Origin of the sequence: Pseudomonas sp. dw_612 (assembly GCF_018449725.1) — a bacterium.
Taxonomy (GTDB): domain Bacteria; phylum Pseudomonadota; class Gammaproteobacteria; order Pseudomonadales; family Pseudomonadaceae; genus Aquipseudomonas.
Genome location: NZ_JAAVVC010000017.1, coordinates 119,082 through 132,455, shown reverse-complemented (window position 1 = coordinate 132,455; position 13,374 = coordinate 119,082). Strand labels below are relative to the sequence as shown.

The 13,374-nt window shown below is 60.6% G+C and carries 15 protein-coding genes and 1 pseudogene; 10 read left to right on the top strand and 6 right to left on the bottom strand.

Features of this window, described 5'->3' with window-relative positions:
* Positions 1-363: 363 nt before the first annotated feature.
* The 5 genes from HB680_RS23320 to HB680_RS23300 are packed head-to-tail and all read left to right on the top strand — an operon-like array spanning position 364 to position 3,962.
* Positions 364-1,560 (top strand): PepSY domain-containing protein, encoded by a 1,197-nt coding sequence (locus HB680_RS23320; protein ID WP_213940821.1) that lies wholly within the window; start codon positions 364-366, stop codon positions 1,558-1,560.
* Positions 1,557-2,099 carry a thiamine pyrophosphate-binding protein gene (locus HB680_RS23315; RefSeq protein ID WP_213940820.1) on the top strand — a complete coding sequence of 181 codons (543 nt, stop codon included), beginning with the start codon at positions 1,557-1,559 and terminating at the stop codon, positions 2,097-2,099. Before HB680_RS23320 ends, HB680_RS23315 begins: the two co-directional genes overlap by 4 nt.
* Positions 2,096-2,425 carry a hypothetical protein gene (locus tag HB680_RS23310; protein WP_213940819.1) on the top strand — a complete coding sequence of 110 codons (330 nt, stop codon included), beginning with the start codon at positions 2,096-2,098 and terminating at the stop codon, positions 2,423-2,425. Before HB680_RS23315 ends, HB680_RS23310 begins: the two co-directional genes overlap by 4 nt.
* A gap of 2 nt (positions 2,426-2,427) precedes the next feature.
* Complete coding sequence (locus tag HB680_RS23305; RefSeq protein WP_213940818.1) at positions 2,428-3,000, top strand: DUF6162 family protein; 573 nt, start codon at positions 2,428-2,430, stop codon at positions 2,998-3,000.
* 35 nt (positions 3,001-3,035) lie between these two features.
* Positions 3,036-3,962 carry a metal ABC transporter substrate-binding protein gene (locus tag HB680_RS23300; protein WP_213940817.1) on the top strand — a complete coding sequence of 309 codons (927 nt, stop codon included), beginning with the start codon at positions 3,036-3,038 and terminating at the stop codon, positions 3,960-3,962.
* Positions 3,963-4,001: 39 nt separating this feature from the next.
* Here the strand turns inward: HB680_RS23300 and HB680_RS32905 are convergent.
* Positions 4,002-4,091 (bottom strand): annotated as a pseudogene (locus HB680_RS32905) (metal ABC transporter ATP-binding protein); the annotation flags it as partial.
* On the opposite strand from HB680_RS32905, the gene HB680_RS23295 reads away from it, so the two are divergent.
* From HB680_RS23295 to HB680_RS23285, 3 genes are read left to right on the top strand one after another with little or no spacing between them, the layout of a single operon-like run.
* Positions 4,049-4,807: a metal ABC transporter ATP-binding protein gene (locus tag HB680_RS23295; RefSeq protein ID WP_213940854.1), complete on the top strand. Its 759-nt coding sequence runs from the start codon at positions 4,049-4,051 to the stop codon at positions 4,805-4,807. The pseudogene HB680_RS32905 and the gene HB680_RS23295 overlap by 43 nt on opposite strands.
* The gene (locus tag HB680_RS23290) at positions 4,807-5,706 is read left to right on the top strand and encodes a metal ABC transporter permease (protein ID WP_213940816.1); all 900 of its coding nucleotides are present in this window, start codon (positions 4,807-4,809) and stop codon (positions 5,704-5,706) included. The genes HB680_RS23295 and HB680_RS23290 overlap by 1 nt, the downstream gene beginning before the upstream one ends.
* The gene (locus HB680_RS23285) at positions 5,707-6,678 is read left to right on the top strand and encodes a zinc ABC transporter substrate-binding protein (protein WP_213940815.1); all 972 of its coding nucleotides are present in this window, start codon (positions 5,707-5,709) and stop codon (positions 6,676-6,678) included.
* Between the two features lie 177 nt (positions 6,679-6,855).
* Here the strand turns inward: HB680_RS23285 and HB680_RS23280 are convergent, their stop codons facing one another.
* The 5 genes from HB680_RS23280 to HB680_RS23260 all read right to left on the bottom strand — a co-directional run bounded on the left by HB680_RS23280 (position 6,856) and on the right by HB680_RS23260 (position 11,428).
* The gene (locus tag HB680_RS23280) at positions 6,856-7,083 is read right to left on the bottom strand and encodes an MbtH family protein (protein WP_007990131.1); all 228 of its coding nucleotides are present in this window, start codon (positions 7,081-7,083) and stop codon (positions 6,856-6,858) included.
* Positions 7,084-7,165: 82 nt separating this feature from the next.
* The gene (locus tag HB680_RS23275) at positions 7,166-8,578 is read right to left on the bottom strand and encodes an aspartate aminotransferase family protein (protein ID WP_213940814.1); all 1,413 of its coding nucleotides are present in this window, start codon (positions 8,576-8,578) and stop codon (positions 7,166-7,168) included.
* A 143-nt stretch (positions 8,579-8,721) separates the two neighbouring features.
* Positions 8,722-9,207, bottom strand: coding sequence for a GNAT family N-acetyltransferase (locus HB680_RS23270; protein WP_213940813.1), 486 nt, complete (start codon positions 9,205-9,207; stop codon positions 8,722-8,724).
* A 218-nt stretch (positions 9,208-9,425) separates the two neighbouring features.
* The gene (locus tag HB680_RS23265) at positions 9,426-10,751 is read right to left on the bottom strand and encodes an ATP-binding protein (RefSeq protein ID WP_213940812.1); all 1,326 of its coding nucleotides are present in this window, start codon (positions 10,749-10,751) and stop codon (positions 9,426-9,428) included.
* A complete protein-coding gene (locus tag HB680_RS23260; RefSeq protein WP_213940811.1) occupies positions 10,748-11,428 on the bottom strand; it encodes a response regulator in 681 nt (226 codons plus the stop codon). The genes HB680_RS23265 and HB680_RS23260 overlap by 4 nt, the downstream gene beginning before the upstream one ends.
* Positions 11,429-11,718: 290 nt before the next feature.
* On the opposite strand from HB680_RS23260, the gene HB680_RS23255 reads away from it, so the two are divergent.
* Together HB680_RS23255 and HB680_RS23250 are read left to right on the top strand one after the other, a co-directional pair.
* Positions 11,719-12,492 (top strand): hypothetical protein, encoded by a 774-nt coding sequence (locus HB680_RS23255; protein ID WP_213940810.1) that lies wholly within the window; start codon positions 11,719-11,721, stop codon positions 12,490-12,492.
* 53 nt (positions 12,493-12,545) lie between these two features.
* Positions 12,546-13,289, top strand: a complete 744-nt coding sequence (locus tag HB680_RS23250; RefSeq protein WP_213940809.1) for a hypothetical protein — start codon at positions 12,546-12,548, stop codon at positions 13,287-13,289.
* Positions 13,290-13,374: the final 85 nt, after the last annotated feature.

The following is a 13,374-nucleotide window of genomic DNA, read 5'->3' as shown; positions in this document are numbered from 1 at the left end:
CGGGGGTTGGCCATCAATGGCTGGAGAGTGATGGCTTGGAACATGGTTCGTGTTGGATCGCGCTCCCGAGTGAACACATATCCCCCTGTGGGAGCGGGCTTGCTCGCGAAAGCGGTGGGTCAGGCAAAGTGATGCTGACGGACACGACGCCTTCGCGAGCAAGCCCGCTCCCACAAGGGATCAGGGTAATTAGCGAACGCGAAACATTTACTTTCATATAAGCCTTCGGGATTTCCGTTGCTCATCCGTCTTATCTAGATGCAGCCCGGCCGCGTAGGCAAAAGCCACGGCCGGGCCTTTCAAGGACCATCGCGCTGCGAAGCCCGCAGTAGAGGCCCTTTCATCGAAACAAGACCTTTAATCATGTCGAAGAAATCCCGCTCCAAACTCTGGTTTCTCGTCCATAGCTGGCTGGCCTTGCCGATCTGGTTTTTCGTGTTGATCGTCTGTGTCACCGGGACCCTGGCCGTTGTCAGCCAGGAGATCGTCTGGCTGACCAACCCGCAAATGCGCGCCAGCCCGCCGTCGGACGATGCGCCGCGACTCAGTTACGACCAGATCCTCGCGGCCATGAAGCAAGCCGAACCCCAGACCCTGGTGCAATCGATCAAGCGGCCCGACGAGTCGCACTTCGCCCTCGACGTGGGCGTCACTTATCCCGACGGGCGCTCGACAACGGTCTACGTCAACCCGTACACCGGCGTGATCCAGGGCATCGCGCCGGCGTTCAACTTCAAACAATTCACCCGCGCCTTGCATGGCTGGTGGCTGGTGCCGTTCACCAATGGCTACAGTTGGGGCTGGTACCTGGTGTCGTTCCTCGGCCTGCCGCTATTGGTTTCACTGATTACCGGGCTGGTGGTCTACAAGAAGTTCTGGAAAGGCTTCTTCAAGCCGACCTTGCGCTTTCGTCACGGCGCGCGGATTTTCTGGGGCGACTTTCACCGCCTCAGCGGCATCTGGTCGATCTGGTTCATCGCCGTCATTTCCGTTACCGGCCTGTGGTTTTTGATTGAAGCCCTGCTGTACGACAACCAGATTTCCATCTCCAGCGAGCCGGTGATTCCGGCCATGTCCCGTGAAGCGGTGCCGCTCTCCGCTGACGGCTCGCCGCCACCGCGCATCGATCTGGATCGCGCGATTGACATCGCCATGCAGAAAATCCCCGGGCTCGAAGCCAGTTTTGTCAGCCTGCCGGGCAATGGCTACAGCCACCTCGATATCGGTGGCCGTGGTTGGTATCCGCTGATGTTCCAGACGGCGACCATCAACCCGTACAACGGTGAAATCGCCGCCTCGCGCCTGCTCTCGGACCGCACCGCACTGGAGTTCGTCACCGAGTCCATGCGGCCGTTGCACACTGGGGATTTCGGTGGCCTGTGGATCAAGCTGATCTGGTTCTTCTTCGGTCTGGTGCTGAGCATGATGGTGCTCAGCGGCCTGCTGATCTGGACCAAACGCACCGCTCTGGCGACCGCCAATGCGCTCAAGCGCAGCCACAAAAAACAGCAGGGCGCCACAGCGCAACTGATCCGCGAAACCTCGGAGGCCAGCCTGTGAGCCAAACCACCGTCGTCCCGCAGCCCTCGCGCCTGAGTGTGTTCTGGCACAAATGGCGTTTCCACCTGAACATCCTGTTGCTGCTGATCCCTTTGGGGTTCATGCCCAAATACTTCAACGAAGCCGCGCTGTTTCGGGGCGACAGTGGCTTGGGCGAACACGAAGTCGGCGAGATCCAGGTCGGCCCATGGAGCCTGCGCCTGGCTGAGCTGCGCGACGAAGCACCGCGCCCGGACGGCGCCGCCAGTCACCTGAAAGTCTTCAACGCCGCCCTGTGCAGCGCCTGTGTCGAACAGGTCAAGGCCACGTACCTGCGCATCGGCAAGCCCCGCAGCCTGCGCGCCGCCGGGGTGATTTTCTTCGGCACGCCGTACCGCATGGGCGCGTCGTTGCCCGTGCCGGTCAAAACCCCGGCCGACGCCGAACTGTGGATCACCATGGAAGGCTGGGACGGCAGCATGCACCAGGCCTCGATCCCCCTGAGTCAGGCATCCCCGGCCACCATTGCCTGGCTGAACAAACAAGGAGGCAAACCATGATCAATCTTTCTCGCCCGTTGCGCGCCACCCTGCTGGTGCTCGGCGCCGGTTTCAGCGCGAGCGCCCTCGCCCACAACCCGATGTGCGAATGCAAGGCCATCGACGCCGAGCAGATTAAATGCACCGGTGGTTTCTCCGATGGCAGCGGCGCACCGGGCGTGACCCTGGACGTGATCGGTTACGACGAAACCATTCTTGTGCCGGGCAAACTCGGCACCGACTCGACCCTGGTCTTCAAGAAACCCGCCGCCGAGTTCTACGTGCTGTTCGACGCCGGTCCCGGCCATGTGGTCGAGATCGACCAAGCCGACATCGAGGCGCCCTGATCATGAGCACACCCACTACCCAAGTCGTGCGCCCGGCCGGTGCCGGTCATGAAACCCTGTATGTGTTGCTGTTGTGCCTGTTGATTCTCGCGGTGGCGGGTTCGGTGGTCGCCTGGCGCCATGAGTCCCAGGCCGTGAGCACCATCAGCAGCCATCAACTGGATGCGCGCCGCGACCTGAGTGCTTCCGAACAAGGCATCTACGCCGATTTGCGGGTGACCCTGGACGAGATTCACTTGCTGCGCCAGGAGCAAACCACGCTGCCCACGCCGGAAGCATTGGCGGATGAAGGCTTCGCGCCGTTTGCCCAGGACGCCAGTTCCGTCAGTCGCGGCGGCCATGCCTGGCAGTTGCTCAGCGCCAAGGCCTATTTCGGTCAGAGCCAGGCGCCGAGCGTGGCCGGTTCGTTTCTGATGCGCCTGACCGCTGACGACGATGCCCCGGACGTCTGGCTCAATCGCGGCAAAGCCCTCACCGCGCCGGCCGACCTGACTGATGCCGCGCTGGAAAGCGCGGGCTGGCAGCAGATCGTCGCGCAATTCGATGCCGGCGTAACGCGCCAGCACCGGCACTGAACCCTCGCCTTCACCCGAGAGAAGACCGCTTTCCCATGCCTATTTCAGCTCATCGTTCGTTTTTGCGCCTGCTGGCGGCTGGCCTGTGCGCCTTGCTGCTGGCGCCGCTGGCCAGCGCCGATCAGGCCAAGCGCCTGCGCATCGGCATCACCCTGCACCCTTATTACAGCTACGTGGCCAACATCGTCGGCGACAAGGCCGAAGTCGTGCCGCTGATCCCGGCCGGTTTCAACCCCCACGCCTACGAGCCGCGCGCGGAGGACATCAAGCGCATCAGCGGGCTGGACGTGATCGTGCTCAATGGCGTCGGCCATGACGACTTCGCCGACCGCATGATCGCCGCCAGCGAAACCCCGAATATCCCGGTGATCGAAGCCAACGAAAACGTGCCGCTGCTGGCCGCCACTGGCACTGCCGCACGCGGCGCCGGCAAAGTGGTCAACCCGCACACTTTCCTGTCGATCAGCGCCTCGATTGCCCAGGTCAACAACATCGCCCGGGAACTCGGCAAGCTCGACCCGGACAACGCCAAGACCTACACCCAGAACGCCCGCGCCTACGGTAAACGCCTGCGGCAGATGCGTGCCGACGCTCTGGCCAAACTGACCCAGGCGCCGAACGCCGAGTTGCGGGTGGCCACGGTCCACGCCGCCTATGACTATCTGTTGCGCGAGTTTGGCCTGGAAGTCACCGCCGTCGTCGAACCGGCCCACGGCATTGAACCGAGCCCGAGCCAGTTGAAAAAGACCATCGATCAGCTGCGGGAACTGGACGTGAAAGTGATCTTCTCGGAGATGGATTTCCCGTCCACCTACGTCGACACCATCCAGCGTGAATCCGGGGTCAAGCTGTACCCGCTGTCGCACATTTCCTACGGCGAATACACCGCCGACAAGTACGAAAAAGAAATGACCGGCAACCTCAACACCGTGGTGCGGGCGATTCAGGAGTCGGGGTCATGACGGCGAAAGAAAGCATCAGTTCGAATAACCCCGAATCCCCTGTGGGAGCGGGCTTGCTCGCGAATGCGGTGGATCAGTCAACATTGATGTCGACTGACACGACGCCTTCGCGAGCAAGCCCGCTCCCACAGGTTTTCGGGCCGACTCTGGATTTTGCGCAGGTCTGTCTGACCCTGGGCCGCACGACGATCCTCGACCAGGTGACCTTCCAGGTCCAGCCCGGCAGCATCCACGCACTGGTCGGCCCGAACGGTGGCGGCAAGAGTTCGTTGATCAAGACCCTGCTCGGGCAGATGCCGCACCAGGGTCGCCTGAGCCTGCAATGGCCAGGCACTCCCGGCACCATCGGCTACGTGCCCCAGGCGCTGGAGTTCGACCGTGGCTTGCCGATGACCGTCGACGATTTCATGGCCGCGATGTGTCAACGGCGTCCGGCGTTTCTTGGCTTGAGCAAACATTACGCGGCGGCGATTGGCGAAGCGCTGGAACGGGTCGGCATGCAGGACAAACGCAAGCGGCGCATGGGCGCGCTATCCGGTGGTGAACGCCAACGGGTGTTGTTGGCCCAGGGGCTGATCCCGGCGCCACAATTGCTGGTGCTCGACGAACCGATGTCGGCTCTCGATGAAGCCGGTATTCAGGTGTTCGAACGGCTGCTCGGCGACTGGCGCCAGAGCGGCATCACCGTGCTGTGGATCGAGCATGACCTGGAAGCCGTCGGGCGTCTGGCGGATCGGGTCACCGGGCTCAATCGCCGGGTGCTGTTCGACGCCACGCCGCAACAGGCGCTGACCCCGGAACGCTTGCTGACCCTGTTCTCGACCCATCCCCGGAGCGCTGTCTGATGAGTTACGAAGCCTTTCGTTTGATGGTCCAGGGCTGGGCCTCTTCCGGTTATCTGCCGGAAGCGCTGGCCTATGGATTTGTGGTGAATGCGCTGCTCGCCGGATTGCTGATCGGACCGGTGCTCGGTGGTCTGGGCACGCTGGTGGTGGTCAAGCGCTTCGCGTTTTTCTCCGAAGCGGTGGGTCACGCGGCGTTGACCGGCGTGGCCATCGGCATCCTCCTCGGCGAACCCTACACCGGGCCGTATGGCAGCCTGTTCGGTTACTGCCTGTTGTTCGGCATTTTGCTCAACTACCTGCGCAACCGCACCGGGCTGGCGCCGGACACGCTGATCGGGGTATTTCTCTCGGTGTCCCTGGCGTTGGGCGCGAGCCTGCTGTTGATTCTGGCGGGCAAGATCAACGTGCATATTCTGGAAAACGTGCTGTTCGGTTCGGTGCTGACGGTCAATGGCAATGACCTGCTGGTGCTGGCCATCGTCGGTTCGCTGGTGATGGCCCTGGCCTTGCCGCTGTACAACCGCATCATGCTCGCCAGTTTCAACCCGCAACTGGCGGCGGTGCGCGGGGTCGCGGTGAAGACCCTGGATTACCTGTTCGTGATTCTGGTGACCCTGATCACCGTCGCGGCGGTGAAAGTCATCGGCGCGATCCTGGTCGGTGCCCTGCTGGTGATTCCGGCGGCGGCCGCGCGCTTGCTCAGCCAGTCGCTGAAGGGGTTTTTCTGGTGTTCGGTGGCGATTGCGACGGTCAGCACGTTGTGCGGGATTCTGGCGCCGATTGTCTTCGACCTGCCGATCCCGTCCGGTGCCGCGATCATTCTGGTGGCCGGTATCGCCTTCGCCCTCTGCGCCATCGCGCGCGGTGTCGTTCCAAGTCTGAAAGGGAACCTCGGATAAATGTCTTTTACTCTGCGTCAATTGAGCCTGGCCGTGGCCCTGTGCGGGACAGCCTCCTTCAATGCGTTGGCTGGCGACAGCTTTGAACCGATGCGTCTGGTGGCCAATCATGGGGTCGGTAATACCGCCCTCTTCGCCTCGTCGTCAGCGCACAAAACGCGGGTCTTGGCGTCGCTGCCGATCACCTATGGCCTGGGCACCGTGCTGCTGGACGGCACCGATGTCGCCATCGAGCGCGCGGCACCGGCCAACCTGCCCGGCACCCGGCAGACCGCTTATTTCATCGGGCGTGGCGCGGCGGAGCTGAGCAAACTGGCGGCCGACGCCGATGCGGTGATCGGCCTGCGCTCGTTGTGGCCGGACGATCCGCTGTACCCGAATGCCCGTCGCAGCAATATCCGCATCATCGAAATCGACGCCGCCCGCCCGGTGGACGGCGCGCTCGCCGGCATCGCCGTGCAGCCGGGCAACAAGGTCGATGGCTTGAACAGTCAGCCGTGGTTTTCCAGCAACAACATGGGACGCATGGCGGATGTGATAGCGGCGGACCTGGTGCGCCTGGCCCCCGAGGCCAAGCCGAAGATCGAAGCCAACCTGGCCGTACTCAAACAGCGTTTGCTCAAACTCAGCGCCGACAGCGAAGCGCGACTGGCCAGTGCCGACAACCTCACGGTGATGAGCCTGAGCGATCACTTCGGCTACCTGGTAGGCGGGCTCAACCTGGAACTGGTCGGCCTCGATGCCCGGCCGGATGCCGAGTGGACCCCCGAAGCGCTCAAGCAATTGGGCGCGACGCTCAAGGACAACGACGTGGCCGTGGTGTTGCACCATCGCCAGCCGTCGGAGGCGCTGAAAGCGGTGATCAGCGAGGCCGGGAGTCGGTTGGTGGTGTTGAGTACCGACGGGGCAGATCCGGTGGCTGAGTTGGAGGGGAATGTGGATTTGCTGATCAAGGGGTTGAGTGGGGCTTAAGACCGCGTCATCGTTCTTCGCGAGCAAGCCCGCTCCCACAGGGGATTTGCGTTGCGCCACCGATCCAATGTGGGAGCGGGCTTGCTCGCGAAGACGGCCGGACAAACGACAAAAATTCCAGGCAAAAAAAACCGCTGTCCGTTACCCGGATCAGCGGTTTTTTTATGCGCAGTGACTTCAGTGAGCCACTGCCGCCTGCTCTTCCATCTTCTGGCGCAAGCTCAGCGGACGCATATCAGTCCAGGTTTCTTCGATGTAGGCCAGGCATTCTTTCTTCAGGCCACTTTTGCCCACGGTGCGCCAGCCTTGTGGCACGGCTTTGTAGTCGGGCCAGATCGAGTATTGCTCTTCGTGGTTGACCACGACCTGAAAGAGGATGTCCTCGCGGTCGAATACTGACGTCATGCTGTCTCTCCATCGCTGTAGGGGTGGGCTGCACGGCGCGTGCAGCCGGTATGTAGAAGGAACGTTCGAGGCGCCGGAAAATTTAGAGGCTGGCCGTGGCCGCCGCCAACGCCCGACCAAAAATCTCCGCGACCCGGTCGATTTCCGTGGCGGTGATCACCAGCGGCGGCAGGAAGCGCACCACTGCGCCATGTCGACCGCCGAGTTCGAGGATCAAGCCGCGCTTGAGGCATTCGCGCTGCACCAGCGGCGCCAGGCGACCGAATGCCGGCGGATGGCCCTGCACGTCCGGCGTGCCGCTCGGGTCGACCAGTTCGACGCCGAGCATCAGGCCGCGACCGCGAATATCACCCAACTGCGGGAAGTCCCGTTGCAGGATGCGCAGGTGTTCACTCAGGCGTTCGCCCATGGCGGCGGCGTGTTCGCAGACGTTGTTGTCTTTCAGGTAACGCATCACCGCCGAACCGGCGGCCATGGCCATCTGATTGCCACGGAACGTCCCGGCATGCGCACCCGGCAGCCAGGTGTCGAGCCAGTCGCGATAAACCACCACCGCCAACGGCAGACTGCCGCCGATGGCCTTGGACAGCACCACCACGTCCGGAATGATCCCGGCGTGTTCGAAGGCAAACATCTTGCCGGTGCGGGCAAAACCGCTCTGAATTTCATCGACGATCAGCGCCACGCCAGCCTGCTCGGTGATGCGTCGCAAGCCGCGCAACCAGTCGAGATCCGCCGGAATCACCCCGCCCTCGCCCTGCACCACTTCAACGATTACCGCCGCCGGCAATTGCACGCCAGCCTCCGGATCATTGAGCAGGTTTTCCAGGTAGTTGAGATTGACCTGCACCCCTTGCGCGCCACCGAGGCCGAACGGGCAGCGGTAATCGTAAGGGTACGGCATGAACTGCACGCCGCTGCTGAGCAAGGCGCCCAAAGGCTTTTTCGGCCCCAGGCTGCCCATCAGACTCAATGCGCCCTGGCTCATGCCGTGGTAACCGCCCTGGAACGACAACACGGTGCTGCGCCCGGTGGCGGTGCGCACCAGTTTCAGCGCGGCTTCGACAGCGTCGGTGCCAGTAGGGCCGCAGAACTGAATCTTGGCTTCAGCCGCCAATGCCGGGGGCAACAAACCGAACAAGTCCTGGACGAACTGATCCTTGACCGGCGTCGTCAGGTCGAGGGTGTGCAGCGGCAGTTCATCGGTCAGCACTTGCTGGATCGCTTCGATCACCACCGCGTGGTTATGCCCCAGCGCCAGCGTCCCGGCGCCGGCCAGGCAATCGATGAAACGACGGCCCTCGACGTCTTCGACATAAATGCCCTTGGCGCGCTTGAGTGCCAGGGGAATGCGTCGCGGGTAGCTGCGGGCATTCGATTCCTGCTGGTTCTGACGGGCCAGCAGCGGCGATTCGTTGAACTGGTAAAGCGTCTCGGCAGGCGCCGGGGCAACCCGGGCCGGCTGATCTTCGATAAGGCTGGTAGCGACTGACATCTCTCGACCCCTCAATACGCTGTGGATAGTGACCAAAACTGCACACCGGGCAGGTGCGCGTTCCGGTCACGGGGCGCACTTGCAGGTTTTCCTGTTCTGGAAACGCATCAGAGGCTTGAGGATTTAGACCCGCGATCAGCTTTCTATGAAGGTGGCGTCAGTGCCTTATGCATGGGAATGGCGTGCAACCCCGCCACACTGAAGGTTTCAGCGCAGGCGCGATAACCCAGGTGCCGATAAAAGGCTTCGCTGGTGCGGGTGCTGTTGAGTCGAACCTGGTGCAAATCCTGATCGCACAACCAGGCTTCCAGGTCGTGAATCAAGGCCTGCCCGGCGCCACGGCGAAACCATTCCGGCTGCACGTAGCAGAAGGCGATCTTGCCGCTGCTCGCGGCCATGGCGACACCGATCGGTTTGTCCTGAAGCAAGGCAATGTTCAGGTACAACCGTTGGTCGGCCAGCCAGGCGTGGATGTGTTCGGTGGTTTTGTTGTGGGTCCAGGCGGCGACGATTTTCGCGTCGTTGCGATGGTCGAGCACGCAACCGACCCGAATCGAACGCTCGACGATCCGGCTGATAATGCCGGCGTCGGCCGGAGTTGCCTTGCAGATGTGCAGGGGTGCATCCATGGCGCTGCTACCTCAATCCATTGAGTCAAAGCTGCGGGGGAAGATAGCCCTGCCGGCGCCTGGATGGCTAATGGAGAGAAGTTACATTTGATGTGCAACCGAGATCCCCGTAGGAGCTGCCGAAGGCTGCGATCTTTTGATCTTGTTTTTGAGAGCAAGATCAAAAGATCGCAGCCTCGTTTCACTCGACAGCTCCTACAGGAGGAATGTGGGGTTGGTTAGATGGTTTGCAGCGGCATCGTCAATTCGACCCGCAACCCATCCGGCCGACTGTCGAAATGCAACGTACACGCACACCGCTGAACGATCGCCTGGACAATCGCCAGCCCCAACCCGCAACCGGTGCTCTGGCCGTTGCGCCAGAAACGTTGGGTCAGGTGTTGCAGGTCATCGGCGGCAATCCCCGGCCCATGGTCGCGGACCACGAAGCGCACGCGGTTGCCGGTGGTTTCCAGGCTCAACTCCACAGCCCCGTCACTCGGGGTGTGGCGCAGGGCGTTGTCCAGCAGGTTGCGCAACGCGGCAATCGACAGCACCGCAGGCATTTGCACCGGGGCGGCCGAACATTTCGTCGGAGGTTGATACTTGATGCGTTGGCGATCACCGCTGGCGGCATCCTGAATCGCCAGTTTCGCCACTTGTTCGGCGCTGCATTGCACGCCGTCATCGAACGACAAGCTGCCCTCGACCCGCGCCAGCAGCAGCAATTGTTCAAGGGTGCGGTGCAGACGGTCGGCGCCCTCTTCGGCCCGGGCCAGGGATTGATCCCGAGCCGCGCCATCGGTCATGCGTGCCACTTGCAGGTGGGTCTTGATCGCGGTCAGCGGGCTGCGCAATTCGTGGGCGGCGTCACCGGTGAGGCGGCGTTCGCGTTCGATGGTCCGGCCGATGCGCTGGAACAGTTGATTCTGGGTATCGAGCAACGGTTGCAACTCGCTGGGCAGCGGCTGAATCTGCAACGGTTCGAGCGAGTCGGCGCTGCGGCGCATCAGGGCATCGCGCATGCGATTGAGCGGCGCCAGACCCTGGCCGATCCCGAGCCAGAGCAGGCACAGACACCCGAGCAGCGCCACGCCCACCGGCACGGAGGCGGCCAGCAGGATCGACATGTTCAGGGCTTCGCGTTCGGTCTGCCGGTCGGCGGTAGTGATCCGCAGATCGCCGCGCGCCAAGGTGAAACTGCGCCACGGCGCGCCATCGATCATTTGGTCATGGAAGCCCATTTTCTCGGCTTCGAGGGTTTGCTGCGGGTCGGTGTGACTGCGCGCCAGGATTTCACCGCGCAACGAACTGACCTGACACGCCATGCCACCGGGGACATTCAATTGCTCCGCGCTGAAATGCGTGCCCTCGCCCTTGGTCGGCAACGCCGGCAATTGCTCCATCAGGCCGGCGACCATACGCGCCGAAGCCACCAGCCGCTGGTCGAGGGAAAACATCATCTGGTTACGCAGGTCGCTGAGCATCCAGGCCGCCGCCAGGGCCCAGATCAGCGCAAAAGCGGCGCCGAGGGTCAGGCTCAGGCGCAAACGCAGGCTCATCACTTCGATTGATCTCCGCCATCCGCCGGCCCGAGGCGATAGCCCAGGCCACGCACCGTTTCGACGATGCCATTGCCGAGTTTACGCCGCAGGTGATGGATATGAACGTTGAGCGCGTTGCTTTCCAGTTCGTCGTTGAAACCGTAGACGCTGTCCTTCAATTGCTCGGTGGACAACACCCGGCCACGGTTGTGCAGCAAGGCCTGCAACAGCGACTGCTCGCGGCGCGACAAGTCCACCGGTTGGCCGGCGAGCAAGGTTTCGCGGCTGCTTGGGTCATACGTCAGGGCGCCGTGCTCGATCAGGTTGACGCTGCGCCCCGCTACTCGGCGCAGCAAGGTGTGCAGGCGCGCCGCGAGTTCACGCAGGTCGAAGGGTTTTAGCAGGTAATCGTCGGCACCGGCCTGCAAGCCATCGACCCGGTCCGTGACCGAATCCCGGGCCGTGAGGATCAGCACCGGAATCTCCAGACCGTTGTGGCGCAACTGCTGCAGCAGCTTGAGGCCGTCTTCGTCCGGCAACCCGAGGTCGAGCACCATGACGTCGAACTCGGCGACCTTGAGCATCGCCCGGGCGGCGGACGCCGTGGCCACATGCTCCACGGTCAGGCCTTGGGCGGTCAGGCCGGCGACGATGCCGCTGGCGATCAACTCGTCGTCTTCGCAAACCAGTACGTGCATGGGAGCTCCATGAGCAAAAACGTGAGTCAAGCAGGTGAGTATTAAGGGGCAATTATGGCAACCCCGCTGACGGACGAGAAGCTCGCTGGTCGAGCCGTACCGATCACGCGAAAAAACCGTCGCGTCAGTCTCGATTTAAACGGTTACCGCTGGGCAACTTTACGCTAATCACGTCGACTCATCGGGTTTAAAAAAAGAAACATATTCCCATTACCACTAAAACAATAAACATCGTATAAATTCACCACTCGCAAAGTTAATGCCACACCACTAACGAAAGGATTCACTCGATGCCAACACTTAAAAACTTTGTCGCTGTCGACTGGCGCGCAGGCAAAGATAAAATCTACTTCTTTTTCAAAGACCATAATACTTACAGCCGATTCGACATTGGCGACAACCGGGTTCCGGACGGCTACCCCGCAGACGTCAGCTTCGGTGATTGGCACGATTTTCACATACATGCCAAAAACATCAGATTCGGCTTCACTACTACCCATTTCCAAGAAGAGGATATGCTCAACTACGATCAGGATTTTCTATGGTTGTTTTATTACGATGACAGCCGCACGCCAATGGTCTGCAAATACTATCAAGACGACGACAAAGTGATAGGGATCTCTCGTGTTGCCGATACGATATGGAAACCGCTTCTTGATTATTTTGACGATATCACCGCTGGCACATGGTGGCACAGCCCTGCCCCCCGCAAGCTATCGTTCAGATTCCTCATGAAAGACGGAAACTCGCTATTCCTAAACTGGAATCTACCGCACGGTCCTCGTTCGATTGACGACTGGGCCCATGAAATACTGCTTCAACCCATCACTGAAGAAACATGGCCTGGTCTGGCGCCCTACAAGGACCGGGTCATTACCGCTGCACAAAACGACAGGACACTGGCCGACAGCTATTACTATATTTTCCTGACGAATAACGAATACATCACTTACAACATCCAAAAGAACAAAGTCGAATACGGCCCGTATCAAATCAATGAAACCACTTGGCCGGGCCTGCTTTTTGAAGACGATGAAAGCGGCTGGGAAATTGATAATGATTGAACATCACCACTTCAAGCCTTAAACCCCACAATCAAACTGAAAGAAATCGGTTCATGCGTGAATTAAAAAACTTTGTTGCCGTCGATTGGCGCGCGGGCAAAGATAAAATCTTCTTCTTTTTCAAAGACAGTAATACTTACAGCCGATTCGATATCGGCGACAACCGGGTACCCGACGGATACCCTGCTCCGATCAGCCACAGTAACTGGCATGATTTTCATGTCCATGCCAAAAACCTGAGATTCGGCTTCACTACCACGGATATCCACGTAAGGGCTAACACCTTCAACTTCGATCAGGACTACCTCTGGCTCTTTTATGTCGATCGCCAAATACCGATGGTTTGCAAGTACGACCAGGACAATGACAAGGTTGTCAGCATCGAAACAGTTGATAATTCGATGTGGAGCCTCCTTGGCTACTATTTCGATGACATCATCGCAGGCACATGGTGGACGGACTCCGCCGACAGCATGGCACAGTTCCGTTTTCTCATGAAAAATGGTCAATCCCTGATTCTTGACTTGAACATATCCCCTTTCAACTTTGATGCTTACTACGAGGGGCATCCGACATTGAAAGTGGTCCCCATCAACAACACGACCTGGCCCGGCCTGGAACCGTACAAGGACCGGATCATTACTGCCGTACAAAACGACCGGGCATTTGTCGACAGTTACTACTACATCTTCCTGACCAATAACGAGTACATCACTTACAACATCATGGAAGATCGAGTCGAGTATGGTCCGTATAAAGTCAGCGAGAAAACCTGGCCGGGGCTCTTGCGCGACTGACTCTCGCTGACGCGACGACCCGGCGGCGGTTAATCATCGGTTAATCGCCGCCCACCATTGTGCAACTCACTTGCACCGGGACAAG

What these genes read in the sequence shown, in the direction of transcription:
- HB680_RS23305 (WP_213940818.1), top strand. Translation starts at nt 2,428, where the DNA reads ATGAGCACACCCACTACCCAAGTCGTGCGCCCGGCCGGTGCCGGTCAT.
- HB680_RS23260 (WP_213940811.1), bottom strand. Translation starts at nt 11,428, where the DNA reads ATGCACGTACTGGTTTGCGAAGACGACGAGTTGATCGCCAGCGGCATC.
- HB680_RS23290 (WP_213940816.1), top strand. Translation starts at nt 4,807, where the DNA reads ATGAGTTACGAAGCCTTTCGTTTGATGGTCCAGGGCTGGGCCTCTTCC.
- HB680_RS23250 (WP_213940809.1), top strand. Translation starts at nt 12,546, where the DNA reads ATGCGTGAATTAAAAAACTTTGTTGCCGTCGATTGGCGCGCGGGCAAA.
- HB680_RS23300 (WP_213940817.1), top strand. Translation starts at nt 3,036, where the DNA reads ATGCCTATTTCAGCTCATCGTTCGTTTTTGCGCCTGCTGGCGGCTGGC.
- HB680_RS23320 (WP_213940821.1), top strand. Translation starts at nt 364, where the DNA reads ATGTCGAAGAAATCCCGCTCCAAACTCTGGTTTCTCGTCCATAGCTGG.
- HB680_RS23270 (WP_213940813.1), bottom strand. Translation starts at nt 9,207, where the DNA reads ATGGATGCACCCCTGCACATCTGCAAGGCAACTCCGGCCGACGCCGGC.
- HB680_RS23280 (WP_007990131.1), bottom strand. Translation starts at nt 7,083, where the DNA reads ATGACGTCAGTATTCGACCGCGAGGACATCCTCTTTCAGGTCGTGGTC.
- HB680_RS23295 (WP_213940854.1), top strand. Translation starts at nt 4,049, where the DNA reads ATGTCGACTGACACGACGCCTTCGCGAGCAAGCCCGCTCCCACAGGTT.
- HB680_RS23255 (WP_213940810.1), top strand. Translation starts at nt 11,719, where the DNA reads ATGCCAACACTTAAAAACTTTGTCGCTGTCGACTGGCGCGCAGGCAAA.
- HB680_RS23285 (WP_213940815.1), top strand. Translation starts at nt 5,707, where the DNA reads ATGTCTTTTACTCTGCGTCAATTGAGCCTGGCCGTGGCCCTGTGCGGG.
- HB680_RS23275 (WP_213940814.1), bottom strand. Translation starts at nt 8,578, where the DNA reads ATGTCAGTCGCTACCAGCCTTATCGAAGATCAGCCGGCCCGGGTTGCC.
- HB680_RS23310 (WP_213940819.1), top strand. Translation starts at nt 2,096, where the DNA reads ATGATCAATCTTTCTCGCCCGTTGCGCGCCACCCTGCTGGTGCTCGGC.